This window comes from Nocardia pseudobrasiliensis NBRC 108224, assembly GCF_001613105.1.
GTDB classification, from domain to species: domain Bacteria; phylum Actinomycetota; class Actinomycetes; order Mycobacteriales; family Mycobacteriaceae; genus Nocardia; species Nocardia pseudobrasiliensis.
This window is the reverse complement of the sequence record NZ_BDBS01000004.1, coordinates 204,334-228,785: the sequence shown is the minus strand read 5'-3', so window position 1 is coordinate 228,785 and position 24,452 is coordinate 204,334. Positions and strand designations below refer to the sequence as shown.

The 24,452-nt window shown below is 66.0% G+C and carries 26 protein-coding genes; 19 read left to right on the top strand and 7 right to left on the bottom strand.

Annotated features, from left to right (window positions below; translation table 11 throughout):
• Window positions 1-78: 78 nt before the first annotated feature.
• A complete protein-coding gene (locus NP4_RS05960; RefSeq protein ID WP_245997198.1) occupies window positions 79-1,224 on the top strand; it encodes an FAD-dependent oxidoreductase in 1,146 nt (381 codons plus the stop codon).
• A 597-nt stretch (window positions 1,225-1,821) separates the two neighbouring features.
• On the opposite strand, the gene NP4_RS05950 is transcribed toward NP4_RS05960, so the two are convergent.
• Both NP4_RS05950 and NP4_RS05945 read right to left on the bottom strand, forming a co-directional pair.
• Window positions 1,822-2,217, bottom strand: a complete 396-nt coding sequence (locus NP4_RS05950; RefSeq protein ID WP_147287865.1) for a hypothetical protein — start codon at window positions 2,215-2,217, stop codon at window positions 1,822-1,824.
• A 174-nt stretch (window positions 2,218-2,391) separates the two neighbouring features.
• The gene (locus NP4_RS05945) at window positions 2,392-2,589 is read right to left on the bottom strand and encodes a hypothetical protein (protein WP_067993052.1); all 198 of its coding nucleotides are present in this window, start codon (window positions 2,587-2,589) and stop codon (window positions 2,392-2,394) included.
• Window positions 2,590-2,934: 345 nt separating this feature from the next.
• Here NP4_RS05945 and NP4_RS05940 point away from each other — a divergent pair, with 345 nt between their 5' ends.
• The 3 genes from NP4_RS05940 to NP4_RS40705 all read left to right on the top strand — a co-directional run bounded on the left by NP4_RS05940 (window position 2,935) and on the right by NP4_RS40705 (window position 5,437).
• Window positions 2,935-3,618, top strand: coding sequence for an ANTAR domain-containing protein (locus NP4_RS05940; protein ID WP_067993049.1), 684 nt, complete (start codon window positions 2,935-2,937; stop codon window positions 3,616-3,618).
• Between the two features lie 121 nt (window positions 3,619-3,739).
• On the top strand, window positions 3,740-5,233 hold the full coding sequence (locus NP4_RS05935) for a phospholipase D-like domain-containing protein (RefSeq protein ID WP_067993047.1): 1,494 nt from the start codon (window positions 3,740-3,742) through the stop codon (window positions 5,231-5,233).
• A 54-nt stretch (window positions 5,234-5,287) separates the two neighbouring features.
• Window positions 5,288-5,437, top strand: coding sequence for a hypothetical protein (locus NP4_RS40705; RefSeq protein ID WP_245997194.1), 150 nt, complete (start codon window positions 5,288-5,290; stop codon window positions 5,435-5,437).
• A 70-nt stretch (window positions 5,438-5,507) separates the two neighbouring features.
• On the opposite strand, the gene NP4_RS41510 is transcribed toward NP4_RS40705, so the two are convergent.
• Window positions 5,508-5,834 carry a hypothetical protein gene (locus tag NP4_RS41510; RefSeq protein ID WP_169813657.1) on the bottom strand — a complete coding sequence of 109 codons (327 nt, stop codon included), beginning with the start codon at window positions 5,832-5,834 and terminating at the stop codon, window positions 5,508-5,510.
• 35 nt (window positions 5,835-5,869) lie between these two features.
• Between NP4_RS41510 and NP4_RS05925 the strand changes: the two genes are divergently transcribed.
• Complete coding sequence (locus NP4_RS05925) at window positions 5,870-6,673, top strand: maleylpyruvate isomerase family mycothiol-dependent enzyme (RefSeq protein ID WP_067993041.1); 804 nt, start codon at window positions 5,870-5,872, stop codon at window positions 6,671-6,673.
• Between the two features lie 199 nt (window positions 6,674-6,872).
• Here the strand turns inward: NP4_RS05925 and NP4_RS05920 are convergent, their stop codons facing one another.
• A complete protein-coding gene (locus tag NP4_RS05920; protein ID WP_245997326.1) occupies window positions 6,873-7,691 on the bottom strand; it encodes a class I SAM-dependent methyltransferase in 819 nt (272 codons plus the stop codon).
• 138 nt (window positions 7,692-7,829) lie between these two features.
• Here NP4_RS05920 and NP4_RS05915 point away from each other — a divergent pair, with 138 nt between their 5' ends.
• Together NP4_RS05915 and NP4_RS05910 are read left to right on the top strand one after the other, a co-directional pair.
• Entirely contained in the window at window positions 7,830-8,414 is a 585-nt protein-coding gene (locus tag NP4_RS05915; RefSeq protein ID WP_307596528.1) for a GNAT family N-acetyltransferase, read from the top strand.
• 256 nt (window positions 8,415-8,670) lie between these two features.
• On the top strand, window positions 8,671-9,702 hold the full coding sequence (locus tag NP4_RS05910; RefSeq protein WP_067993038.1) for a polyprenyl synthetase family protein: 1,032 nt from the start codon (window positions 8,671-8,673) through the stop codon (window positions 9,700-9,702).
• Window positions 9,703-9,741: 39 nt separating this feature from the next.
• On the opposite strand, the gene NP4_RS05905 is transcribed toward NP4_RS05910, so the two are convergent.
• Window positions 9,742-10,719, bottom strand: coding sequence for a LysR family transcriptional regulator (locus NP4_RS05905; protein WP_082875585.1), 978 nt, complete (start codon window positions 10,717-10,719; stop codon window positions 9,742-9,744).
• A gap of 305 nt (window positions 10,720-11,024) precedes the next feature.
• Between NP4_RS05905 and NP4_RS05900 the strand changes: the two genes are divergently transcribed.
• From NP4_RS05900 to NP4_RS05860, 8 genes are all read left to right on the top strand, one after another.
• Complete coding sequence (locus NP4_RS05900) at window positions 11,025-12,167, top strand: LLM class flavin-dependent oxidoreductase (RefSeq protein ID WP_067993695.1); 1,143 nt, start codon at window positions 11,025-11,027, stop codon at window positions 12,165-12,167.
• Window positions 12,164-13,384: a styrene monooxygenase/indole monooxygenase family protein gene (locus NP4_RS05895; RefSeq protein ID WP_067993035.1), complete on the top strand. Its 1,221-nt coding sequence runs from the start codon at window positions 12,164-12,166 to the stop codon at window positions 13,382-13,384. Before NP4_RS05900 ends, NP4_RS05895 begins: the two co-directional genes overlap by 4 nt.
• A 46-nt stretch (window positions 13,385-13,430) precedes the next feature.
• Window positions 13,431-14,627: an MFS transporter gene (locus tag NP4_RS05890; protein WP_067993031.1), complete on the top strand. Its 1,197-nt coding sequence runs from the start codon at window positions 13,431-13,433 to the stop codon at window positions 14,625-14,627.
• Window positions 14,628-15,058: 431 nt separating this feature from the next.
• Window positions 15,059-16,000 carry an L-tyrosine/L-tryptophan isonitrile synthase family protein gene (locus tag NP4_RS05885; RefSeq protein WP_067993028.1) on the top strand — a complete coding sequence of 314 codons (942 nt, stop codon included), beginning with the start codon at window positions 15,059-15,061 and terminating at the stop codon, window positions 15,998-16,000.
• The gene (locus NP4_RS05880; RefSeq protein WP_067993024.1) at window positions 15,997-16,806 is read left to right on the top strand and encodes a TauD/TfdA dioxygenase family protein; all 810 of its coding nucleotides are present in this window, start codon (window positions 15,997-15,999) and stop codon (window positions 16,804-16,806) included. The genes NP4_RS05885 and NP4_RS05880 overlap by 4 nt, the downstream gene beginning before the upstream one ends.
• A gap of 20 nt (window positions 16,807-16,826) precedes the next feature.
• Window positions 16,827-18,626, top strand: coding sequence for an NAD(P)/FAD-dependent oxidoreductase (locus NP4_RS05875; RefSeq protein ID WP_082875583.1), 1,800 nt, complete (start codon window positions 16,827-16,829; stop codon window positions 18,624-18,626).
• Window position 18,627: 1 nt separating this feature from the next.
• Window positions 18,628-19,773, top strand: a complete 1,146-nt coding sequence (locus NP4_RS05870) for an acyl-CoA dehydrogenase family protein (protein WP_067993020.1) — start codon at window positions 18,628-18,630, stop codon at window positions 19,771-19,773.
• Between the two features lie 297 nt (window positions 19,774-20,070).
• The gene (locus tag NP4_RS05860) at window positions 20,071-20,412 is read left to right on the top strand and encodes an HAD family hydrolase (RefSeq protein ID WP_255285482.1); all 342 of its coding nucleotides are present in this window, start codon (window positions 20,071-20,073) and stop codon (window positions 20,410-20,412) included.
• Between the two features lies 1 nt (window position 20,413).
• Here NP4_RS05860 and NP4_RS05855 read toward each other — a convergent pair whose 3' ends face one another.
• Together NP4_RS05855 and NP4_RS42415 are read right to left on the bottom strand one after the other, a co-directional pair.
• Window positions 20,414-20,593 (bottom strand): hypothetical protein, encoded by a 180-nt coding sequence (locus NP4_RS05855; RefSeq protein WP_067993009.1) that lies wholly within the window; start codon window positions 20,591-20,593, stop codon window positions 20,414-20,416.
• 178 nt (window positions 20,594-20,771) lie between these two features.
• The gene (locus NP4_RS42415) at window positions 20,772-20,960 is read right to left on the bottom strand and encodes a hypothetical protein (RefSeq protein ID WP_245997341.1); all 189 of its coding nucleotides are present in this window, start codon (window positions 20,958-20,960) and stop codon (window positions 20,772-20,774) included.
• On the opposite strand from NP4_RS42415, the gene NP4_RS05850 reads away from it, so the two are divergent.
• The 4 genes from NP4_RS05850 (at window position 20,872) to NP4_RS05835 (ending at window position 24,439) form a co-directional block, all read left to right on the top strand.
• Entirely contained in the window at window positions 20,872-21,462 is a 591-nt protein-coding gene (locus NP4_RS05850) for a fasciclin domain-containing protein (RefSeq protein WP_245997323.1), read from the top strand. The genes NP4_RS42415 and NP4_RS05850 overlap by 89 nt on opposite strands.
• 99 nt (window positions 21,463-21,561) lie before the next feature.
• Window positions 21,562-22,206: an ECF RNA polymerase sigma factor SigK gene (sigK, locus tag NP4_RS05845; RefSeq protein ID WP_067993006.1), complete on the top strand. Its 645-nt coding sequence runs from the start codon at window positions 21,562-21,564 to the stop codon at window positions 22,204-22,206.
• Window positions 22,203-22,922, top strand: a complete 720-nt coding sequence (locus NP4_RS05840) for an anti-sigma factor (RefSeq protein WP_067993003.1) — start codon at window positions 22,203-22,205, stop codon at window positions 22,920-22,922. The genes sigK and NP4_RS05840 overlap by 4 nt, the downstream gene beginning before the upstream one ends.
• A 38-nt stretch (window positions 22,923-22,960) precedes the next feature.
• Complete coding sequence (locus tag NP4_RS05835) at window positions 22,961-24,439, top strand: molybdopterin-dependent oxidoreductase (RefSeq protein ID WP_067992998.1); 1,479 nt, start codon at window positions 22,961-22,963, stop codon at window positions 24,437-24,439.
• The last annotated feature ends 13 nt before the right edge of the window (window positions 24,440-24,452 follow it).

Sequence of the window (24,452 nt, the reverse complement as noted above, 5' to 3'; positions counted from 1 at the left end):
TCGCCCAGGTTCACGCTTGACGCGCTCTACGTTCGCCGAGTAGAACTTAGATCGTCAGTGACGAACTAAGTTCGTCGAATGTCGAGATTCAAGAGGTTGATGATGCGAGTTGCCGTGGTCGGAGCCGGGCTGGGAGGTCTGGCTCTTGCGCAGGGTCTGCGTGGTGTTGCCGGTGTCGAGGCCGAGGTGTTCGAGCGTGACCCGGGGATCGTCGCGCGATTCCAGGGCTATCGGCTCGTGCTGAACCCGATCGGTTTCCAGGCGGTGCGCGACTGCATCCCGACGCGTTGGCACGCGCTGCTGGACGAGATCGTCATGCCTGCCGCCGCCGAGCAGCTGATCCTGGATCCGCGGCTGAACGAGATCGGCAAGCTCGGCGCGGGCCGGACCGGCATCGTCGTCGACCGGCAGGTACTGCGTCACCTACTGCTGACCGGCGTTACGGTGCACACCGATGCCGCGCTGACCGGCTACGACGTGTCGGCCGACGGTACCGTCCGGGCCCGGTTCGCCCGCCGTGCCCCGGCCACGGCCGACCTGCTCGTCGGCGCGGACGGGGGCAATTCCGCGGTCCGCGAAGTGCTGTCGCCGCAGACCATCCCGACCGACACCGGCGTTCGGTTCGTCATCGGCCGCACCCCGCTGACCGACGAGTTCGCCGCCCTGTCCAAAGCTTACGGTTCGAAGATCGCAGGCGACGGGGTCAGCCTGCTGCTCGGTGCGATGCGCTTCCGTACCCCACCGAAGCAGGCCGCCGAGCAACTGGCCCCCGAAGTCACGCTGCCCGATATCGGCGACTACGTACGCTGGGTCATGATCCTGCCCCCGAACGGTTCGCTGCAGGACCTGTCCGCGCAGGACGCCGTGCTCTCCAGGATGGATGGCTGGCATCCGCAACTGCGCGCGCTGATCGAGCAGGCCGATCCGGACAACAGCACACTGCTGTCCATTCGGGTGGTGGAACCGGGTGAACGCTGGGCGTCCGGCCCGGTCACGCTGCTCGGCGACGCGATCCACGCCACCTCCCCAACCGGGGGCAACGGCGCGAACACCGCGCTGCGCGATGCCGACCTGCTGCGCCGCCGCCTGATCGAGGCCGACGAAGGCCGCCTGGATCTGCGCGGCGCGGTCGAGCACTACGAGCGGCGGATGTTCGAGTACGGGGCCGAAGCCGTGCGCAGCAGTCTCGAGAAGCTGCCCGCCTTCGCCCCCGCCTCCACCTGACATCGGTCCCGCTCGTGGCTGCGCGGGGAGAGTCATATGTTGAAATCGATTGCAAGCCAGCATAATTGGGGTCGCTGAATGGTCGTGCTGATTATTCGCAGGCCGATCCGGTGCGGGTAGATTCGAGCGCGAGTTCGAATGCGAAGCACGAGAGGTTGATATGCGCTCCCGATCGATGGCCCTGTGGGGTTTCACCAGTCCGCTGTTCGCCATCGCTCTCGGTATTACCGCTCCCCAGGCCGTTGCGACGACCGCCGTGTTGGCCCCGTGGGTTTCGTGCACCGACTTCTGGTGCCGCAACGAGACCGACGACACCTACCGTGTGGACGTGATCGTCGATTGCGGTCTCGGAGTGCAGCGCGTCACTCGGGCCTATCTTCCGGCGCACAGGACGACGAGCGTGAACGGTGGATGCGGTAGTCACAGCGAACCCTGTCTGAGTGACCACAGCGGTTCGTGCAGCGAGCCCAATCCTGTCTTCGGGATCAGGTACGAAAATGTGGTGATCGACAACGGCCCGATTCCACCCTGGCCCTTCGGCGGCACCGGCTCATCGTTCTGACCCGATCCGCCTCATAAAACTGCTGCACCCTGCGGTCACCGGAACAGGCTCCGGGTTCGCCGTTCGATGCGTTTGTCGAGTTCGGCCATGGTGATCGGTTGCGCGTCGAACCCTCGCAAGATCGAGTTCCAGTTCGCCGCTGCCGCCACGACGATTTCCGCTGCCAACCATTCGGACTCGGCGCTCGATGAGCAATGCAGCAGCGCCTGATGGTGCGGAACCACTCCGAGCAGCCGCTCGACCTCGACGAATTCATTCCTTCGTTCCGGCGCGACGGGCAGGATATCGATCCAGACCACCGAGCTCCCACGCTGTAGCACGGCATCCCAGCCATGGGCGTCCCGGACTCCGCCGAGCTCCGCGACGAGGCGCTGGAACTGCTCGGGATCGAACTCGCCACCGAACGTCAGGTACGCGATGGACTTCACCATCGATATCCCCATGCCTGGTCGCTGCCTTCCAGAACCACCGAGCGAGGATACCGGAGATTGCGTCCGGCCCTGCCAATGCCGCGACAGCGCCCCGGAAGAACTCGTGGTGCGCCAGACATCGCGCCTGCCGCACCACGAGTCCGAATCAACCGGACCGGCTTCCGGCGTACACGTTCACCAACGGGCGGTGAGCCGGATCGGCGGCAGACCTTCCTCGTGGCGCAGCCGGTCGGCGAACGCGGCGAGCTCGTCGAGTGCGGTATCGGACAAACCCGGGGCGACGCGGCTGACCAGATGCACCGTGCGATTGTGCCGATCGAGTGCCGACTGTCCGTCGATCACGTTGGGGCCGAAGCCGATTCGTTTCGACAAGGAGGTTTCTCGCGTTTGGGACACGTTCGGACTTCCTCCGTTTCATGAAAACCTGGTGGGCGCGTTGCCTCTTTGGAGGCAATGACGGTTTCGGTGATGATCACACAAAACCGCGGAGTTCCCGGCCGAACTCGCGGCCAAACCAGCAGATCGAGACCAACCCGCGCCGACACCGGTGGCGGCGAACAACAAGCTTGATGGTCCGGGGGAGACCGAATCCGCAACTCGCCGGGCCGATTCGGGTATGCCGATGGGATCGTATAGGCTCATCCCTCGGTTCGTCGTCGAGAACTGAGCGGCGCAGGAGGGCGCGAAGCGTCCATCGAGCCCGAAGGGCGACATTGCGTGAGTGATCAATCGATCACGCCGATCGAACCGACCGAGGAGTACGGCGACGATTTCGGCAGCGGGAAACGGCTGTCCGTAGGCAGTTTTCGCCATGTGTTCGCCGAGGACCATTGGGAATGGTCGGACGAGCTGTACCACCTGTTCGGCTATCGTCCGGGCGAGGTCCAGCCCAGCGCCGAGCTGCTGCGGCGGCATCAGCACCGTGGTGGTCGTAGCGATATCGTCGAGGACCTCGTTTCGGGATTCGAAACGGGCCGAACCTTCTCGGTGTTTCACCGCATCGTTCCCCGCGGCGGGGGTCTGCGATCGATAGTCGTCGTCGCCGATCGCGTTCTCGGAGAACGGGATTCGGTGGCGGGGATAGTCGGCTACTGTGTCGATCTCACGGACCTGATCGCCGGTCAGCGTGACGAGTTCTTCACGTCGGAGTTGGCGGAAATATTGCGCGGCCGGTCGGCCATCGAGCAGGCCAAGGGCGTTCTGATGGGGTTGTTTCGGCTCAATGCCGATCACGCGTTCGGATTGCTGCGGTGGCGCTCTCAGGAAACCAACGTCAAAGTCCGTGATATCGCGGCGCAACTACTCGCTGAGCTGCACACGTTGCCGCCGATCTCTCAGGAATTGCGCCGACACGTCGAGCATCTGGTGCTCACCGTCCACGATCGCATTCCGCGCCGATGATCGGGTCGGCCACTCGGCGGCGGGGCCGATACTGGCATCGAGGGGCAAGCGGCCGCGCAGTAGTGTGAAGCGTTCACCTGCGGGGACAGGTGTTCGGCCGGACGAGAGAACTGATGTACCCATGAGCGACGCGCGACAAATCCTCATTCCCGGCGAAACCTGCTGGCAGGTCGCTCGAGCCGAGCGGCTGGCGTGCATTGTCGACGCGGCGGACTATTTCCGCCACGCCAAGTCCGCGATGTTGCAGGCGCGCAAGCGCATCGTGCTGATCGGCTGGGATTTCGATACCCGGATCAAGTTCGAACCGCGGGAGAAAACCCTCGACGGCCCGAATCGGCTGGGCGAGTTCCTGTCCTGGCTGCCCAAGCAGCGACCGGATCTCGACATCTATCTGCTGAAGTGGAATGTCGGCGCGTTCGCGGCGATCAGCCGCGGGATGACGCCGATCTTCATCGCCAATTGGCTGACCGATCGGCGATTGCATTTGGAGATGGACGGCGCGCACCCCCTCGGATCGGCCCATCATCAGAAGATCGTGGTGATCGACGACGCGCTCGCCTTCTGCGGCGGCATCGATATGACCGTCGACCGATGGGACACCAGCGACCACCGCGACGACAACCACTACCGAACAGCGCCGAACGGCAACCGGTACGGACCTTGGCACGACGCGACCACCGCCGTCGACGGTGCGGCGGCGAAGGCGATCGGCGAACTGGCCCGGGCGCGCTGGAAGGCGGCGACCGGACAGCAGTTGGCCGCGATCGACGAGATCGCCACGGACACACCGTGGCCCGATGGGCTGACGCCGACGATGCGATCGGTCGATGTCGGCATCGCGCGGACCTTCCCCGAGCTCGCCGACCGCGCCGAGGTCCGGGAGATCGAGGCGCTGTATCTGGCGGCGATCGCGGGCGCCACCCGAACGCTCTACATCGAAAGCCAGTACCTCGCCTCGCGCACCCTCGCCGAGGCGATCGCCGCGCGGTTGCGCGAGCCCAACGGTCCGGAGATCGTCCTGGTGTTACCGCGGCACGCCGACGGCTGGCTGGAACAACAGGTGATGGACGGTGCGCGCCGCCGCCTGCTGCATCTGTTGTGGCAGGCCGACTCCGAGCATCGTCTGGGCGTCTACTACCCCGTCACCGAGGCGGGTGCGCCGATCTACGTCCACGCCAAGATACTGGTGATGGACGATCGGCTGCTGCGGGTCGGATCGTCGAACCTCAACAATCGCTCCATGGGCTTCGACACCGAATGCGACCTGGCCGTCGAGGTCACCGCAGACACCACCGACGGCGCGGCGCTGCGCGAGATCATTCTCGGTATTCGCCGCCAACTGCTGTGTGAACACCTCGGCGCCGACACCGCCCGGTTCGACACCACATTCGCCGAAACCTCGTCACTGCTGCGCACCGTCGACACATTGCGCGGCACCGGCCGTACCCTCGTGCGCTTCGACCCCGAGACCGTCGAACACGAGGACAGTCCCCTCGCCGAAAACGATCTGATGGACCCCGAACGCACCCCACCCAGCCTGTGGGACCACCCCGTTCTCGGCCGCGGTCTTCGCAGGCTCAAGGCGGGGGGACGGTTGCCGTTGTTCAGTCGGTGACTGCGTCGGGGTCCATTGCCTGGGTGGGGCGATGATTGTGGTGGACACACGATCGTGAACGTCAGCCTGCCCTCGATCATCGAGGATCTGAGCGTGACTTCGGTTCAGGGACAGTGGATTCAGGAGTCCTACGCGGTGCTGTTCGCGCTCTGCTCCTGGTGGCCGGGCGGGTCGCCGACCTGGTCGGCGGGCCGCCGGACCTGACAAACCTTTCCCGGCCAGCGCTGCTCGGAGAAGGATTCCGCCGCGTCAGAACATGTCCTGCCCCAACGGGTCACGAGACGTTGCTCGAAGCGTTCGAGTGGGAGTTGGAGGAACATGCGCGCACTACGGGCTTGTCGATCTCGGGTCGCAGCGACCGCTGCGGACGGTCGAACAGGTCCGGGCCGCGACAGTGACGCGTGCGGATCGGATCGAGGCCAGGCGAATTCGTGCCCTGGCGCGTGATCATCGGCAGCAGGAGCAGATTCAGCGAGCGATGGACGACAGTCGGTGCCAGATCGACCGGGAGATTTCGGAGCCCATCGGCGATCAGGATTCGTGAGAACGGCGGCGACCGTATCGGTGTCCACCGATGAGTTTCACCGGCGTGGCCGGTCATATCCGGCACAGCCAACCTAGGGAGAGGGCATCGCAATGGTCGAGTTGAACGCCGAACAGGTCCGGCGGGCGATCGTCGAACATACCCGGCGGCTGGCGGAATCAGCCGCCGCGGCCGGGCCGGACGCCATCGTGCCGACAGCGCCGAAGTGGACCGTCACCGAACTGGTCGAGCATGTGGGCCAGACCCAGCACTGGGTCGCGGAGATCATCGAGCGGCGCATTACCGACCCCGCACAGTTGCCCACGAAGATGGCCGTCCTGCCCGCCGACCCGGGGCAGTGGCGGGCGTGGCTGTCGGAGTCCGCGCAGCGGGTCAGCGGCGCGTGCGCCGATGACGCGCTCGACGCGCCCGTCTTCAACCCCGCGGGCGATGAGCGGTCCGGGACGCGATTCTGGTTGTCCAGCATGCTCAATGAGGCGGTCGTGCACGGCGCCGACGCCGCTGCCGCGGCGAACCGACACGCCGAGATCGACGCCGATATCGCCGCCGCACTCATCGGGAATCACTTCGCGATGTTGACCTCGCCGACCTGGGAGATGCAACGTGCCGAATCCGCCCGCGCCCTTCGGGGCGCCGGGCAGCGGTTGCAGTGGCTGGCCACCGACATCGCCGAGGGCGCGGGCGCATGGTCGGTCGAGCGGCGGTCCGACGGGGCAGCGTGGCAGCCCGGAATCCAGCAGGCCGATGTGACAGTGAGCGGTCCGGCTCGATCGCTGCTGCTGATCCTCACCCGACGACTGCCGCTCACCGACCGCGAGGCGACCGGCATCAGTGTCGACGGTGACCGCGACCTCGCCCAGCACTGGCTCGACAACACCGCCCACATCAGCGGCTGACCAGCAGGACGACACCCGCCGTCACCACAGACACCGAGGAGAATCCCGGACACTCAGTGCCGCAGTCTATTTCGCGCATCGATGGGAGATCGAGCAGGCGGCCCTGTGCGCCGAGGTTTTTTCGGCCTGCTCAGCTCGCCGCCTGCGTCCACGTCCTCGACGAACCGGCGATTACTACCAATTGCCCTCTGCCCGAGGGTCATTGGATCGATTGGGAAACCGACGATTCCCGCGCCGTTTGGTGAGACGACTTGGTTGCCGAGATCGCGTAGTAGTCGAGTAGGCCGTCCTCATAGGCCCGCAGCCAGTTTCGGCACCAGCGGTTCTCGAACCCGACCTGTCGCATCCAGGCATCGTATCCATGCCATACGTGCTCGCCGATCGCTTCGATCTCGACCTGCCCGAAGCCGGTCGTCCGAAGGGTTGTGGCGAAGGATTCGATCGGGGTTACGACGTCGATGCCGGTGCGGATGGTCTCGATCAACGGCTCCAAGCGGCGGGCCGCGTCGTCGGTCGTGGTGAAGAATGTCGTTACGACCAGAAGGCCGCCAGGTTTGAGGACTCGGTTCGCTTCGGCGGCGAACCCTGCCAGATCCTCGAAGTGCTGTGCCGCCTCGATCGAGAGGCAGACGTCGAAGGCCGTACTCTCGACCGGCATCGAGAGAGCCGACCCCTGACGGAACGACAGTCGGCCTCGGTGTGCGGCAAGCACATCGGCGTTGATCCGCTGCGCGCGGGCGAGTTGATCGGCGGAGATGTCGAGGCCGACATACTCGTCCGGGCCGAATTCGGCCATGGCCAGCGCCGCGCCGACACCGATACCGCACCCGACTTCCAGCACGGTGTCGGTGCGCCCGACATGAGCTCGGCGCAAGGTTTCCCGGTACAGGTCGGCCTGGCTGGCGGTTCTCTGCTCTGTGGTGATGGAGCCGGTGGTGATGTCGCCGGTCCAGTATCCGAAGTTGATGAAGTGACCGGAGAACAACCTACTGGCGCTCAGATCGTTGCTGCCGTACATCCTCGCTCGCAGGACGGCGGCGGTGTCGTGTGCAGTCATGAGTTCCATCGTCACCGGGAACACGGTCCGCTGCACCGAAAAAGGGCGGGCGACGTGCCGGTCAACCCGCTCGCTATCTTCTGAGGAAAGAGGTTGTCCATGATTTCGATGGGCGCGGTAAGCGTCCCGGAGGGTGAAGAGGTGCTGATGGTGTCCATCGCGATGGTGCCGACGGAGGCGGCGGACGATACGGCGTTGGTCGCGGAGCTCACCGATCTGGTGAATCGGGTGTACGAGGTGGCCGAGGAGGGGTTGTGGCGTGAGGGTGCCAGCCGCACAACGATATTCGAGCTGGCGGGGTTGATCGCCGACGGGCGTGTCGCCGTGGCGCGCGATGAGGACGGCCGAATCGTCGGTGCTGTCTGCATTCGGCAATTGGCCGATGACGTAGGCGAATTCGGTATGCTGGTGTGCTCGCCCGAGCAGCGCGGTACCGGAATCGGCCGGGCGCTGGTCGATTTCGCCGAACGTCACTGTGCCGATCGGGGCGCGCGAACAATGCAGCTGGAGCTACTGGTACCCCGCGGCTGGGCGCATCCGGTGAAGGAGTTCCTACGCGGCTGGTATCTGCGGCTCGGATACGTCCTCGAGCGTAAGGGTGAGCTGGAGGAGGACTACCCGCACCTGGTGCCGCTGCTCGCCACTCCGTGCGATTTCCTCGTCTTCCACAAACCGATGCGCTGAACGATCGCATGTCGTCGGCTCGATGGTGGCGGCATTTCCGCACGGGTAGAACGCTGTTGTGCGCATGACGACGATTCGCGTTACGCATATGGGCGACCGAACGCGCAGGGCCGTCGGATCGGAACCGATATGCGCCGCGGCCGCGACCGGTATTCGGGGCGATAGTTCTCTGAACCGTCCGATCGGCCCCACACTGGGGACGTAATCGGTCGAAGTGACCGGTACGGAGGTTTCGAACAGGGACGGTGCAGCCGAGATGACGGACACGGTCACACCCATCGCCGCGGCGCGGGCCGCCGAGGTATTGAAGCAGGCTCGCCGACGATGCGAACCCGCACTGCGGGAAGCGATCTCAGCGCTGCCCGACCCGTTGGATCTGATGGCGGCCTACCACATGGGCTGGTGCGACGCCGAGGGGAATCCGACCGACGCGGGATGGGGGAAGGGCTTGCGAGGGGCACTGGTCTTCGCGGCGGCGAACGCGTGCGGAGTCGATGGCCGAACGGTTGTTCCCGCGGCGGTCGCGGTGGAACTGGTGCACAATTTCACGTTGATCCACGACGACGTGATAGATGTCGACCGGCTGCGTCGAGGCAGGGCGACGGTGTGGACGGTATGGGGTGTGCCGCAGGCGATCTGCCTCGGAGACGCGCTGCATGCGCTCGCGATTCGAGTACTGACCTCCGCGTGGCCCAGCGCGGTCGGCGTCGAGGCGACGTCGCGGGTGGAGTCGGCGATCGTGGAGCTGTGCCTCGGCCAGAGCCGAGATTGCGCATTCGAGAAGAGGGTGGGCGTGCGGGTCGCGGACTACCTGGCGATGGCGCGGGGTAAGACCGGCGCGTTGACCGGGTGCGCGACCGCGCTGGGCGCGCTGTGCGCCGGGGCGGACTCGGCGACCGTCGGTCGATTCGAGTCGTTCGGTCGCGAACTCGGTCTGGCGTTCCAGCTGACCGACGACATCCTCGGAATCTGGGGCGACCCGGTGAGGACAGGTAAACCCATCGGTGGGGATCTGATGCGCCGCAAGCGATCGTTTCCGGTGGTGGCGGCCCTGTCCTCCGGAACGGCTGCCGCGGTGGAATTGGAAGAACTGTATCGATCGGCGACGCCGATCACTGTCACCGAGGCGGCTCGTGCGGCCGTCGCGGTGCAGGCCGCGGGCGGGAGGAGAGCGGCCGCGCTGCAGGCCGACGAGCGAGTCGCGGCGGCGATCGCGGCACTACCGAACCCGAACAGGGCTCAGGATCTGCTCGCGTTGATCCACTTCGTCACGCATCGAAACCATTGAGCCGCAAGGACTGCGGGAAGCTACGGACTTTTCGGTTTCTCAGGCGACGCCCAGTCTGAGCGGCGTCTTGCTCCGGTCCTCATCGGAATTGCGGGCCCGGTAGCTGCTGACGGCGGCTCGTAGGGCGGTGATCTTCGACTGGATCGGGTTGTCGGGGTTCCAGGCCACGCCGAAGGCGCATTCGGTGAGGTCTTCGACGTGGAGGTAGCGGAGGTCCGGGCGGGGGTAGAAGCTGGCCGCTACGGCGGGGACGAAGGCTATGACTCCGCCGAGCGAGATCGTGGACAGGACGGATTGGAAGCTGGAGCCCTGATGCGCGGCGAAGCGCACCGGGGTGCCGTCGGGGCGGGGGTTGGCCGCCCAGAAGTCGTGCCCGGCTCGGAATGTGGGTGGTACCAAGCTGATAACGCGGTGGTCGGCCAGATCCGCCAGGCGGACGGAGCTGCGGTCGGCCAGTGGGTCGTCGCTCGCGATGCACACCATTCGGGGTTCGGTGCTCAGTGGTTCGCTGTCCAGATATTCCGGTACCGGCAGATGGGTGAATGCCGCGTCGATCTCGCCGGACTGGAGAGCGGACAATTGGTCGCTCAGCCGATCCAGCACCCGAACCTCGGGGCCCGCAACGGGATCGAGGTCGGTGAGCGTGGCGATGACACCGCGGGTGGGCGGCAGGGCCGCGAAACTCTCGCATACGCCCAGCCGCAGGCGTTCGGGCCCGGAGGCCATGCCGCGCACGATATTTCGCAGATACTCCGCGGCGTCGACGACGTTCCTGGCGGCCGGAAGCACCGCTTGGCCCGCGGCGGTCAGTTCGACACGGCGGCTGGTCCGGTGGAACAGCTCCACGCCGAGTCGTTCCTCGAGTGAACGAATCTGCTGGCTCAGTGCCGGCTGGGTGAGATGCAGCCTGCTGGCGGCGCGGCCGAAGTGGAGTTCCTCGGCGAGGGTCAGCAGCAGTCGTAGCTGGTGGGCGGTCGGATCGTCCACGCCGGCAAGGAAATTGCGAGCCTGGTTCATAACCTACACTTTATCAAACCGAGCCGAATTCTAATCGGTACACCGTTGCCGGTGACAGGGTACGCCTGGCAAGCTGATGAAGACACGCCGCATGGCGGCACGCCATTACGACAATTCGCTCGGCGATCCATTGGCTCGGGGATTGCTGTGCGCGGCGTCGGTATGGATCGGTCGATAGGGAGTGGCAGAAGCGGCTATTTCCCAGCGCATTCGCCCGAGGGGATTCGAACCGGAAAAGGGGGGTGATGCCGCGTGCGCATCGAAAACAAACAAGCCATCTCGAGGCGGTCGGCCGGGAGCGGACGATGACCGTAAAAGTAGGGCTTGTGTGGGATGCGGCCGGCTCCGTCGAGGGCGGGCGCGGTCTGTTGGAATTGGCTCGGGTCCATGAACTCGACGCCTTCCTGATTTTCGACCACCTGATCAACACATTTCCGAGCCAAGCGTGGGATACGGACTTCACCTACCTCGCGTCGGCCCTGCCGACACCGGACCGATGCCTCGACTTCGCCACGGTGCTGGGCAATTTCGCCTCGCATGCGGGCCCGGTGCAACTCGCCGTCGGCGTCACCGACCCGCACCGCAGGCATCCGGCGGTATTGGCTCAAACGGCGCTCACCCTCGCGCAGTTCACCGAGCGGCCGCCGGTACTCGGGATAGGAACGGGGGCATCGGAAAACCTCCAGCCCTATGGTGTGGCACACGATCATCGAGTGGGCAGGGTCGAGGAGGCCCTGCGGATCGTGCGGATGATGCTGGACGGTGCGGGCCCGCACGACTTCGAGGGTCGCCATTTCACCCTGGATCGGGCACTGATGGGTCTGCGCGCCCCCGAAGGTCGCGAACCACGGCTGTGGGTCGGCGCGAACAGGTCCCGAATGCTCACATTGACCGGTCGGTACGCGGATGGATGGCTGCCATCGGAACTCGTGGCGCCGGACGAATACGCACGCCGGCTGAGCGTCGTGCGGAAGGCCGCCGCGGCGGCGGGTCGGGATCCGAATGCGATCGTGGCTTCCGGCGGTATACCCATCGTCGTGGCCGAAACCGACCGGCGGGCCCACCAACTGTTGCACGCCAACCCGATTCGGTTCCTTGCCTTGCACGCGAGCGCGGCCGCGTGGGCGTCGCACGGCGCCGTACATCCATTCGGCGTCGAATACAAGGGGCTCACCGAGCTGCTGCCCCATGTATTGACCCGTGGTGAAGTACGGCAGGCGATGGCCGCCGTTCCCGAACGGATAGTCGCCGAGCAGGTGCTCGTCGGAAGCAGACAGACGGTGCTCGAACGGATCGGTGCGCTGGTCGAGGCGGGTCTCGAACATCCGATGCTGATTCCGGTTTCGGCGATGGCCTCTCCCGATGACGCGGCGTACACCCTCGAGACAGTGGCCTGGCTCGCTCGCGAACTGCGGGCCACCTCACCGATTGGCGAAACAATCTCATGACCAGCATCGGCATTGTCGGAACCGGCATTTCAGGGTTGCAGCTCGCATTGCGACTCCAGCAACTGGGCATCGAGGTCGTCGTCTACTCCGCACAGGAGCTCGATCAGCTCGCATCCGGGAGGCCCCGCAATTTCCCGGCCCGATTCGGCCCGACTCAGCGCCGGGAGACGCGGCTCGACGTCTTCGATTGGGAGTTCGCCGACGCACAGGTGCGCAGATGGGATGTCGCGGTCCGGACCGACGAACGCGAACTGACCTTCCATGCGGATCTGCGGCCGCCGTCGAGCGTCGTGGATTTCCGCATCTATCTGCCGCACCTGTGCGCGAAGTTCGTCGATCGGGGCGGCAAGGTTGTCGTCGGCGCGCGGCCCATCGCGGAGTTGGCCGAGCGGCACGACCTGATGGTCGTCGCCAATGGGGACCGCTCGATGCGCGAGCTGTTCCCTCGGGACGAGACACGATCGGTATTCGACGGCCCGCAGCGGATCCTTTGCAGCGGTTTGTATTACGGGATCAGCGAGGAAATGCCGAATTCGCTGGATCTGTACCTGCTCGCCGGTATCGGCGAGATCCTGCGGATGCCGTTCCTCTCCCCGCAGGGCAGGGCCGACGTGCTGGCGTTCGAGGCCGTCCCCGGCGGACCGCTCGAAGCGATCTCGCATGTGGACTCCGACGCCGATCCCGAGGGTTTCCACCGCGATGTGCTCGCGCTGCTCGGCGAATTCACCCCGCGACTGCGCGAGCGCATCGATGCGCGAACGTTCGCACTCATCGGACCGGGGGAAGTGGCTCAGGGCGGGGTCACTCCCGTGGTTCGCCGGGGTTGGGCGCGTCTGCCGGACGGTAAGTGCGCGATCGCCATCGGCGATGCGTGGATCACGAACGATCCGCTCACCGCGCAGGGCGCGAATCTCGGCTCGCACACCGCATTCGAGCTCGCCGACCTGATAGCCAGAACATCGGATCGGTACGACGAGCGATTCTGCCGGGCGGCCTCCGAGCAGCTCTGGGTGCACGCACGAAATGTCGTCGAGTGGAGCGCGGCATTTCTCGGCCCGCCGCCCGCGCATACGGTCGGGCTGTTCGAGAAAGCGGCCGAGGACAAACGGATCGCGGAAGCCTTCGTCAACAACTTCAACGACCCGGTCGCCCAGTGGCGCACGCTGTCCAGCCCAATGGGAACCGAATCGTTCCTCGCTGGCTTCCGTGCGGAGTGAGGTGAGCAATCCAGATATCGATCACGCTCCGACAGAAAAGAGAATCATGCGATTCAGTATTGCTTCACTTTCCTTGTGCGTCTTCGGAATTACGACCGGTGAGTTCGTCATCGCCGGTATCCTTCCGGACCTCGCCTCCGATCTCGGCGTGTCGATTCCGGCCGCGGGTCTACTGGTTACGGCGTATGCCATCGGGATGATCGTGGGCGGGCCGACGTTGACCGCGCTCACCACCCGGTATCCCCGGAAACCCTTGATGGTGGTGCTGCTCGGCGTCGCCGTCCTCGGCAACCTCGCCTCGGCCCTGGCGCCGACCTACGCCGTATTGTTCGCGGCCCGGCTCATTACCGCGAGCATCACCTCGACCTTCTTCGCCAACGCGGTCGTCACCGCCATATCGACCGCGCCGGAGGGCAAACAGGCGTCGACGGTGTCGAAGCTGGTCTTCGGGATGAACGTGGCGATGATCGTCGGCGCGCCGCTCGGCACCTTCGTCGGTTCGCATTACGGGTGGCGCGCCACCTTCGCGACGATCGCCGCGGTGGGCACGCTCGGATTGCTGCTCGTGCTGTGGCTGGTGCCGGCCGTGGCGAGCGCCGGTGGTTCGGTCGTCAGCGAGCTGCGTGTATTCCGTAGTCGCGACCTGCAATTGGCGATTGTGGTGTACGCGGTCGCCAATGCGGGGATATTGATGGTGTTCACCTACTTCGCGCCACTGCTGACCGATGTCAGCGGGTTCTCCAGCGGCTCCATCGCGATATGGCTGTTGGTGTACGGCGTCGGCGCGACAGTCGGCAACCTCACGGGCGGTCGACTGTGGGACCGGGCGAAGATGCCCTCGCAGATCGGGTTGCTCACGCTGCTGGCCCTCGCGCTCGCCCTGATGTGGGTGACGAGCGACATCACCGTGATCATCGGGGTATTGGTGTTCATCATCGGTGCGCTGGGCTTTGCCGTGATACCCGGAATGCAGGCTCGCGTACTGGGTACCGCGAGCGCGGCGCCCACCCTGGCCCTGGCGGTCAACGCCTCGGCGTATCAGGTGGCGGCTGCGTTCGCGGGATGGATGGGCGGCCGGGTCATCGTCACCAGCGGACTGCGGTCGATGTATCTGGTGGCAGCCGTGATCACCGCGGCAGGTATCGCGTTGAGCTGTCTGGCGTGGTACCGGGACCGCATCGCCGCGGAAGCCGAGCGGACGAGTGCGCCGGTCGCCGAACCAGGAATGGCGGGACAGCCGTGATGCGCGCGAAATAAAATCGAAAAATCCGACCACCCCGCCGAAGCATGCTTCGGCGGGGTGGTCGTAGTTGTTCGACAAAATGGAAACCCCCGAAAAGCATTGGCACCGAAATCAATGTGATTGCCGCCTCCCGGAATGCTCGACAGAAAAAGCTTGCCGGGCTATTTGAGCGGGGCTAGGATGAGGTTGTTCTTCGATACAAGCGTGTAGAGATTGGGGGGCCGTTTTTCGGCCGCACGCCGGGGGGTAGATCATTTCCTGTGCTTTGATGGCCGAGTTATGTATCGGCAAAGATTCCGCCTGGCAGGCGCAGTCGATTTCGCCTCGGTTCCGATATCGGTGATATTTCCGGGCGTCCATGTCATCGCAAGTCGTCGAGAGTAGTTATGAGCACAAGCGTCGATAATAGTTCAGAATTCGTCCATAAGCATATGTCGGAAGCCGTCGCCGCGGATGTGCTGCGCCTGGTTTTCGCCCGGCGCCGGTGCGCCGAACAGAACACGCCCTGCGACGAGAGCCCCTGCGGCGACTGTTTCGCTCCCCACCTGAAGAAGGTGGTCAGGTTCGTCGAGGCGGGTAAGCCGGTGCACTTCGTCATACCCGCCTTCCCCGTCAAATCCCGCAACCGGCGCAAAACCCTTGGGCGACTGCCGGATATGGCCGAGACACTGGCCATCGAATCGCTGCAGGGTTTCTGCGATCGGATCTCGGCGGTGTACGCACCGGGCGCGATCGTGACGATCTGCTCCGACGGCCACGTCTTCAGCGATTCACTGGGCATTCCGGATGCGAACGTCGACGAGTATGCCGACGAACTGCGCCGGATGATCCGATCCACCGGCGGCGGCTCGATCGGGCTGTACGGACTGCGCGACGCGATGCCGGAGATGACCTGGGACGAGCGGCGTCGTCGCCTGCTCGACGAGTTCGCCACGAGCATCGACTCCATTCGCGAATCGGTGAAGACCGATCCGGAAATGCGGCGAATGTTCAACGGCATTCACCGGTTCATGGTCGAGGACAATGCGGTGCTGATGCCGGAATTGAGCGCTACGCAGCGCCGGAATCGGTCCAAGGAGACCGCCTACGAGGTGGTGCAGCGCAGCCAATCCTGGAGTCGGCTCATCCTCGGGGTGTTTCCCGACGCGGTGCGGCTGTCCATCCATCCGCAATCCCATCACAGCGAAAAGATCGGCTTCCACCTGCTGCGCACGCCGGACAACTGGCTGACCCCGTGGCACGGGGTCGTGCTGGACGACGGCACCAAATACGCGCTGATCAAACGCGCCGAGGCGGAATGCCTCGGCGCGCGGCTGGTCTGGCGCAACAGCCGCCCGAGCCATTTCGTACTCGCAACCCAAGGAGCGATATGACAAACAGCACGCGTCCGTCCCTGCTCGGTGGGACCGACCTGGCGCCCTTCGCCCGCGTCATCACCGCAGCCGCCGCCGGGCAGACCCTGGCCGATGTGCCGATCGACGATCTGCTCGCCACCAGTCTCGCCACCAAGGTCACCGTGCTGCGTGGCTACGGTCTGCTCGAGAAGGAGGAACTGGAGCGGTACTGCCGCGCCGCGGGCGAATTGCTGCGGTGGGACTTCGGCACAATTCTCGATTTGGTCGTCCAGGACGATCCGAAGAACTACCTGTTCGACAAGGGCGATGTGCCGTTCCACTGGGATGGCGCCTTCGCGGCGCAGGTGCCCCGGTTCTTCCTGTTCCAGTGTGTGCGGGGGAGTCGGCCGGGCGCGGGCGGGGAGACCGTATTCTCCGACACCACAGCGGTTTACCGCGAGGCTCCACAGGAGCTGCGCGAGCTGTGGGCGCAGAGCACGATCACCTACCGCACCGACAAACTGGCCCATTACGGCGGACTGGCCAAATGGCCGTTGCTCGGTACGCATCCGGCGACGGGTGAGACGACGATCCGCTATGCCGAACCGCTCGACCCCGCGAAGTATCTCAATCCGCTGTTCCTGACCTTGGAGGGCATCTCGCCCGAGGACGGCGTCCGGGTGATGGAGGACCTGCGCGATCGGCTGCACGACCCGCGCTACTGCTACGCGCATCCCTGGGAGACCGGCGATGTCGTCGTCGTCGACAACCACGCTTTGCTACACGGGCGCAACGGATTCAGCGGATCCGCCGAGCGCCACGTGCAGCGCATTCAGATCATCTGATCGCCGAAAGGTCTTACGCTATGCCAACACCTGTCACCGAAATCGCCACCGAGTACGACGTGGTGATCATGGGCGGAGGTCCGGCCGGGTCGACGCTCGCCGCGATGCTGTGCCGCGACACCGACCTGCGGGTCGCCGTCTTCGATCGAGAAGTGTTCCCGCGCGAGCATATCGGGGAGTCCGGCGCGCATCCGCTGGTGCCGGTTCTGCAAGCCAGCGGGGCCCTGGAGAAGGTGCTCGCCAGCCAGTGCTGGATTCAGAAGTTCGGCGGAATCTTCCAGTGGGACAACGATCGTCCGTTCGTCTCCTTCTTCGACCACGCCGACTATCTGGCCGACGGGGTGCACCGCTGGTCCATCCACGTCAACCGGGCCGAGTTCGATACGGTGCTGCTCGATCACGCCGAAGACAGTGGCGCACAGGTCTTTCAAGGTGTCCGAATCACCAAGTTCCTGCCCGGTGAGGGGCATGCGACCGTTGTGCTGGAGGACGGCAGCGAGATCCGGGCGGGCTATTTCATCGATGCGTCGGGCCGGGCGAATCAGGTCGCGGCCCGCGGCTCGCGGCGGGACAAGCAGTGGCTCTCGCAGTTCCGCAATATCGCCGTCTGGTCGCACTTTCGCAACTGCGTTCCGGCGCAACGGATACCGGGCGCGTGGAATATGTTCCGCGAGAAGAACCTGTCGCCCATCTACTGCACCGCCTTCGAGCACGGGTGGGTGTGGTACATCCCGACGCCGCGTCCCGCGGATGACGGTGGCCGCGAAATTGTCTGGTCCATCGGCATCGTCACCAATCCGGACACGATATCGCGGGTCGATCTGCGCGATCCGGAAGTCTTCGCCAAGACGATCCACTCGATTCCGGTGCTGCGCGACCTGGTCGCCGATGCCGAGCCGGTACGTCCGGAAATGCTGACCGCGACCAACTATTCGCGTATCAGCGATAGTTTCGCCTCCTATGACGAGCGCTGGATGGCGATCGGCGATGCGTCCTACTTCGTGGATCCGCTGTTCTCCTCGGGGATGTCGTTCGCGGTGACCCAGGCGTGGGCAGCGGCGCTGGTGCTGCGCAAGAGTTTCGACGCCGACGTCGACGAGCAGACCACACGGGATCTGTGGCGGGACTACGACGTCGAATGGCGCGGGATGGCCGAGACATTCGCGCTCGGCATCGACCAGTGGTACCACGAGATCTCGCGCACCCACCCGAACAGTACGTACTGGCAGCGCGAAAACCGGGCTGGCACATTGGAAAACGCCACCGAGGCCACCTTCCAGGCGCTACTCAACACCGCACTGGTGCCCGATCTGCTCAATGTGATGACCAATGGCAGCCGGGACCCGCGCGATCTCGCGACCGAGGGCCCCTACCTGCAAGCGGTGACGGCCGCGGATACCGTGGAACTCGCGGCCGCCGACCGGATCATGCTGGCGCCCCAGACCCGGATTCGCGCCAGCCTCGCCGCCGATATCCCCGGATTCAAGGGCATGTCACCGCCATTCGAGATCCCGCAGCAGGCCCGCGACGGGCTCGCCCACTATTGGCTCGACCCGATCGCCAACACCGATTCGGCCCCGGCCCCGCTGGCCGATGTGATGCCGTGTCACCGCTTCTACTCCGAGGTCGATCCCGAGGTCGAGGTGCGGTGCCTGGAACGTGATGGCGGACAGGAACTCTGGGACGCGCTCTCGGGCGCGCCGGTGCGGTGGTCCGCGCTGGCGCCGACGCTGTCGGTGTTGCAGGGACGGGCGCTCAAGCGTTTGCTCCGCGCGGGCCTCGTCGTCACCGAAACCCACCCCGATCCCGAGGAGATATGAGATGAGCTCCGAGTTGCTCACCGCCATCGGCGCGCTGACGCCCCAGCTGACCGACGCCGCCGGTAAGGCAGATGCGGACCGGCGGCTGTCCGACGAGACCGTCGCCGCGATGCAGGCCGCGGGTGTGTTCCGGGCGGCCGCGCCCAAGCGGTACGGCGGCGGTGAGGCCGCACTGCGCACACATCTCGAGGTGGCCGCCGCGGTGGCCGCGATCGACGGCAGCGTCGGCTGGCTGACCGCGCTGTGGAACGGCAACGACTGGTGCGTGGCCCACTTTCCCGAACAGGCGCAGGACGATGTGTGGGGCAGCTCGCCCGATACGTTGATCAGCGGAACCCTCAAGCCCAGCGGTCCGGTCCACCGGGTTCCCGGCGGGTATCGACTCAGTGGCGCGTGGAGTTATGCCTCCGGGATCTGGCATGCGTCGTGGGCGATCGCCTCCGCGGTCCTCGAGGATGGTCCGGCGGCATTCCTGGTGCCGCGCACGGACTTCGAGATCGTGGACGAGTGGCATATGGCGGGGATGCGGTCGACCGGCAGCAACCGGTTCGTGATCGAGGACGCGTTCGTGCCCGAGCACCGCGTCATGCGCCTGGGCCCGCTGGTGGCGGGTGCGCACGCTACCGATTCGGTCGCCGCGGCCTTCCGCACCGCCATGGTGCCGACGCTGGTGCTGATGGTCGTCGGCCCCCAGCTCGGGCTGGGCCGCGCCGCGCTGGCCCACGTCATCGCCGCCGCGGGGAACAAGAGCATCCCCTTCACCAATTTCGACCGCCAGTCCGATTCGGCGGGCTTTCGACTTCAGATCGCCGAGGCCGCCACCGCGCTGGACACCGCCGAACTGCACGCGTACCGCGCCGCCGACGCCCTGGACAGGCACGCCGCCGAGGCCGTGCATCCGGACGAACTGCTGCGCGCTCGCTACCGCGCCGACGCCGCGGTCGCCGCACGCAGCGTGCATCGTGCGCTGGAAATCCTGATGACCGCCCACGGATCGAGTGGTTTCGCCGATGCCAGTCCGCTGCAGCGGATTTGGCGTGACGCGAGCGTGGCCGCCCGCCACGGCATGCTCATACCGCAGGTCAATCTGGAGATCTACGGTGCGGCTCTGGTCGGCGCGCGGAACACGGTGAGCCCGTTCGCCTGATGGAATGCGCGGCATTCGTCGACGTCGACGAAACCCTGGTTCGCGACATCACCTTCCTGTCGCTGTTCGCCTTCGACGCCGAGCGACGCGCCGATATCGACGGCCCCGCCACCCTGCGCGAATTCTTCGCACTCCGCGCACAAGGGCTGAGCCGCAGCGAATCTCATCGCTGGTTCTACCGGCACTGGGCGGGTCGGGAGGTCGCCGACGTGCACCGGGTCGGACGGGCCTGGTGCACCGCGCGCATCGCCACCGCGGGATTCTTCAATCCCGCGGTGCGGCAACGCCTCGCCCTCCTTGCCACGTCCGGGGGCCCGAATCGTGCTGGTATCAGGCTCGTTCGAGCCCGCGCTGCGCCCGATCGCCGAGCTGATCGGCGCGGACGACATCCTCTGCACCCGCTTGGAGGTCGACAACGGCCGCTACACCGGCCAGGTCACCTCGACCATGGTCGGCGACGACAAATCCACGGCCCTGCGCCGCTACGCCGCCCACACCGGAATCGACCTCGCCCACTGCACCGCCTTCGGCGACCACCACTCCGACACCGCCATGTTCGACCTGGTCGGCCATCCGGTGATCGTCGGCGACGCGGACCGCGCACTCGACGACTATTCCGCCGAGCGACTCCCGGGCTGAATCAGTTGTTCGGCGAACTATCTTTCTTCGCAATTGCCATCACGGCATGGAAAATTCCGACTTGCACCAGGTATTCGCCCTCTGTCTGCGAATAGACCAGGCATCTGCTGGCTGCGGCGATATGGTCGGCGGACGTCATGTGCACGACCTGATCTACCTGCGGATTGTCGGCGCTGCTCACGTAATGGGCCTCTCCGTGTGACACACTGCCCCCGACCCGGATTTGCCGAGTGTATCCGAGATGCCTTCTGTGGGCGTCGGTATCGGCGAGCGACGGCCCGACCGTGGACTTGCTATGTGACCGGTGTCACATAGATCGGTTCGGTCTGCGGGCATGTGCCCTGCGAAGTCCTGGTGTCCTATTCACGGCGGCTCGGTTGGGCCGCATTCTCGAAGGCAGTGACACCGATGACGATGATGCGACGTTGTGCTGTAGCGGCGATGGTTCTGGGGGCTGCGGTGGCTGGTGCGACGGCCTGCTCGGACAACAAGTCCGATTCGAGCGGCCCCACGTCCATGAGCTCGATGCCGGCGACCTCGTCGAGCACGAGTGCCGCCGCGAATCTGGTGGGGCCGGGATGTAATGCGTATGCCGAGCAGGTTCCGACGGGGGCGGGGTCGGTGAGCGGGATGGCTCAGGATCCGGTCGCCGTCGCGGCTTCCCACAATCCACTGCTGACGACGCTCGTTTCGGCGGTGTCGGGCAAGCTCAATCCGCAGGTGAACCTGGTCGACACCCTCAATGGCGGGCAGTTCACCGTATTCGCTCCCGTGGACGCGGCGTTCGCGAAGATCCCCGCGGCGACGGTGGATTCGTTGAAGACCGATTCGGCGACCCTCACCAAGATCCTGACCTACCACGTGGTGCCGGGGCAGATCGCGCCGGACAAGATCGCCGGTCCGCACAAGACCGTCGAGGGCGCCGAGGTTACGGTGACCGGTTCGGGCAATGCGTGGAAAGTGGGCGACGCGTCGGTGATCTGCGGTGGTGTGAAGACCGCCAATGCGACGGTGTACATGATCGATACCGTCCTCATGCCGCCCGCCTGATCCGCCTCGTATTCGACACGGTCCCCGCGGACCTCTCCCGGTAGGAGCAGCCATGGCTCGACAGTCGCACCCGGCATCGCTCTCGACGCGAGTACGCGCGTGACGGCCCCCGACGAGTCGCGGGTCATCCGCCTGTTCCCGCAGACCGGGCCCTCGTGTCCGGTGGATCGGCCCGGGGGCGAGGAGGATCTGGCCCGCCGCCTGGTCGCGCTGCTGGCCGATATCGGCCGGGGCGACCGGGACGCGTTCACCGAGTTCTATCGACTGACCAGTCATCGCGTCTTCGGGCTCGCGGTGCGGATGCTGCGCGAACGCACCGCGGCCGAGGAGATCGCCCAGGAGGTGTATCTGCAGGCGTGGTCGCTGGCCGCACGATACGACCCGCAGCGCTCCAGTCCGATGGGTTGGCTGATCATGCTGACCCATCGGCGCGCGGTGGACCGCATCCGCAGCGAACGCGCCGCCTCCGACCGCGATGTCGTCTACGGACACGCGCACCTCGGTCGCGATCACGACGTGGTGGTTGAGGCTGTCACACAGCGATTCGACGAGCAGGCGGTGGTGCGGTGCCTGGGCACGCTGAGCTCGCGCCAGCAGGAAACCATCGCACTGGCCTATTACAGCGGGCGCACCTATCCAGAGGTGGCCGACGAACTCGAAATCCCTTTACCCACAGTGAAATCCCGCATTCGAGACGGATTGAAGCGGCTCGCGGCGTGTCTGACGGGAGGTGACCTACGGTGAATACCGACGACCTGCTGGACCAGGTCTATCCCTATGCCCTGGACGCGGTTTCCGATGAGCAGCGCCGCCGGATCGAGCAGGCGCGCGATGCCGTCGATCCGGAGCTGGCCGCGCGGTTCGACGCGGCGGTCGCCCGCGTGCGTGACACGATGGCCGATCTCACCGTCGTGGATTCGCTGGCTCCGCCCGCGGGATTGGAGGCCCGCGTACTGGCCGCGCTGGACCGCAGCGTCGGCGCGAAAACCGATGAGCCACAGAAGCTTCCGAGCAAAACCCGGTGGCGCTGGCTGGCGGCCGCCGCGGCGGTGCTCGTGGCCATCGGCGCGGGCGTGGTCGCCGGAAACCGGCATACCGAATCCCCGCCGTCCTCGGCGCTGACCACCCTGCGCATGATCGAGGAGCAGCGCGACGCGGTGACCCGTTCGTCCGGTCTGCCGAACGGGGGCACGATCGTCGTGCACACCTCCCCGGCGCTCGAACTCGTCGCCGTGAGCTTCGAGGGCGTGCAGCCACCGGCCGCCGGGCACAGCTACCAGTTGTGGATGGGCCCGACCGACGAGGGGTTGATGCAGTCGGCGGTTGTTCTCGTTCAGGTGCCGCGCGAACCCTTTGTGGCGCATTACATTCCGTCGCAGAAGATGGCACTGACCGTCGAGCCCGCGAGCGGATCGCCGCAGCCGACCACCGAGCCCATCGCCCAGATGACCCTGGATTGAGTGCGATGAAGGAGCAATCGGGCGGTCGGATCAGGGCGATGACCGCGGGTGTCGTGGCCGCGGCGACCGTGCTGGGCGTCGGGCATCTGGTCGCCGCGTTCATCGATCCCGCGGCCTCGCCGTTCTTCGCGCTGGGCGCCTCGGTCGTGGACCGGACGCCACATGCGTTGAAAGACGCGGCGATTCGCTGGTTCGATAGTAATGACAAACTGGCGCTGTTCGCGACCATGGCGGCGGTGATGGCGGTCGGGGCCGCGATCATCGGCCTGCTGGAACGCCGACGGTGGTGGGGGAGTGCGGTTTTGGCGGCACTGGGCGGTGTCGCGATGGCCGCGGCACTGCACAGGCCAACCGCGACAACGGCATTCGTGCTTCCGGGCGTGATCGGCACCGCGGCGGGCCTGCTCGCGCTCCGGATACTGAGCGCTCGTCCGAGCGCGGCCCCGGCGACATCGGGAGTCTCGCGACGGAGATTCCTGCTCGCCGCGGCGGGTGTCGGAGCCGTGGCCGTCGGGGCGGCCGCGACCGGGCGTTGGCTCGGAACCCGGTTGCGTGACATTGCCGCTGATCGGGCGGGATTTGCCGTGCCGCAGGCGAACCCGATACCGCCGCCGGGCGAGGCGGACGCGGCGATCGAAGGGGTCACCCCGTTCGTCACCGCGACCGACCGGTTCTACCGAGTCGACACCGCCTTACAACTCCCGGCCCTGACCAGTGCGCAATGGCGGCTGCGGATCCGCGGAATGGTCGATCGCCCAATGGAATTGGACTTCGACCGCCTGCGGGAGCGGACTGCGGTGCGGCGGACGATCACGCTCACCTGCGTGTCCAACGAGGTGGGCGGCGATCTGGCCGGAACCGCGGTATGGACCGGCTACCCGCTGGCCGAACTGCTGCGCGAGGCGGGCGTTCACCCCGAATCGGATATGCTCCTGTCCCGCAGTGTCGACGGATTCACCGCCAGCACACCGGTTTCCGCGATCATGGACGGTCGCGACGCGTTGCTCGCGGTCGGTATGAACGGGCGGCCGCTGCCGATCGAGCACGGCTATCCCGCCCGGCTGGTGATCCCCGGCCTGTACGGCTATGTCTCCGCGACGAAATGGGTGGTCGATCTCGAACTCACGCGTTTCGATCGGGCCCGGGCGTACTGGACGCAGCGCGGATGGGCGGCCGACGCCCCGATCAAAACCGCCTCCCGCATCGACGTTCCGGCCGCATTCGCGAAGGTGCCGGTGGGCCCGGTCACCGTCGCCGGTGTCGCCTGGGCGCAGCACCGCGGCATCGTCGCCGTGGAGGTCCAGGTCGACGACGGGCCGTGGCAGGCCGCGACGCTCGCCGGGGAGTACTCCAAAGACACCTGGCGGCAATGGTATTGGCGTTGGGACGCCTCGCCGGGCGCGCACACCCTGCGGGTGCGCGCGACCGACGCCACCGGCACGCAAACCGACCACCGAGCCCCGCCGTTCCCGGACGGGTCCACCGGCTGGCACAATCGCGTCGTCACCGTGGGGTGATCCGTTTCGAAAG

Coding starts and splice junctions, on each gene's coding strand:
- NP4_RS05885 (WP_067993028.1), top strand. CDS start 15,059: ATGTCGGAAGCCGTCGCCGCGGATGTGCTGCGCCTGGTTTTCGCCCGG.
- NP4_RS05925 (WP_067993041.1), top strand. CDS start 5,870: ATGGTCGAGTTGAACGCCGAACAGGTCCGGCGGGCGATCGTCGAACAT.
- NP4_RS41510 (WP_169813657.1), bottom strand. CDS start 5,834: ATGACCGGCCACGCCGGTGAAACTCATCGGTGGACACCGATACGGTCG.
- NP4_RS05890 (WP_067993031.1), top strand. CDS start 13,431: ATGCGATTCAGTATTGCTTCACTTTCCTTGTGCGTCTTCGGAATTACG.
- NP4_RS05895 (WP_067993035.1), top strand. CDS start 12,164: ATGACCAGCATCGGCATTGTCGGAACCGGCATTTCAGGGTTGCAGCTC.
- NP4_RS05835 (WP_067992998.1), top strand. CDS start 22,961: ATGACCGCGGGTGTCGTGGCCGCGGCGACCGTGCTGGGCGTCGGGCAT.
- NP4_RS05910 (WP_067993038.1), top strand. CDS start 8,671: ATGACGGACACGGTCACACCCATCGCCGCGGCGCGGGCCGCCGAGGTA.
- NP4_RS05875 (WP_082875583.1), top strand. CDS start 16,827: ATGCCAACACCTGTCACCGAAATCGCCACCGAGTACGACGTGGTGATC.
- NP4_RS05950 (WP_147287865.1), bottom strand. CDS start 2,217: ATGGTGAAGTCCATCGCGTACCTGACGTTCGGTGGCGAGTTCGATCCC.
- NP4_RS05915 (WP_307596528.1), top strand. CDS start 7,830: ATGATTTCGATGGGCGCGGTAAGCGTCCCGGAGGGTGAAGAGGTGCTG.
- NP4_RS05905 (WP_082875585.1), bottom strand. CDS start 10,719: ATGAACCAGGCTCGCAATTTCCTTGCCGGCGTGGACGATCCGACCGCC.
- NP4_RS05880 (WP_067993024.1), top strand. CDS start 15,997: ATGACAAACAGCACGCGTCCGTCCCTGCTCGGTGGGACCGACCTGGCG.
- NP4_RS05870 (WP_067993020.1), top strand. CDS start 18,628: ATGAGCTCCGAGTTGCTCACCGCCATCGGCGCGCTGACGCCCCAGCTG.
- NP4_RS05920 (WP_245997326.1), bottom strand. CDS start 7,691: ATGTACGGCAGCAACGATCTGAGCGCCAGTAGGTTGTTCTCCGGTCAC.
- NP4_RS05960 (WP_245997198.1), top strand. CDS start 79: ATGTCGAGATTCAAGAGGTTGATGATGCGAGTTGCCGTGGTCGGAGCC.
- NP4_RS05900 (WP_067993695.1), top strand. CDS start 11,025: ATGACCGTAAAAGTAGGGCTTGTGTGGGATGCGGCCGGCTCCGTCGAG.
- NP4_RS05935 (WP_067993047.1), top strand. CDS start 3,740: ATGAGCGACGCGCGACAAATCCTCATTCCCGGCGAAACCTGCTGGCAG.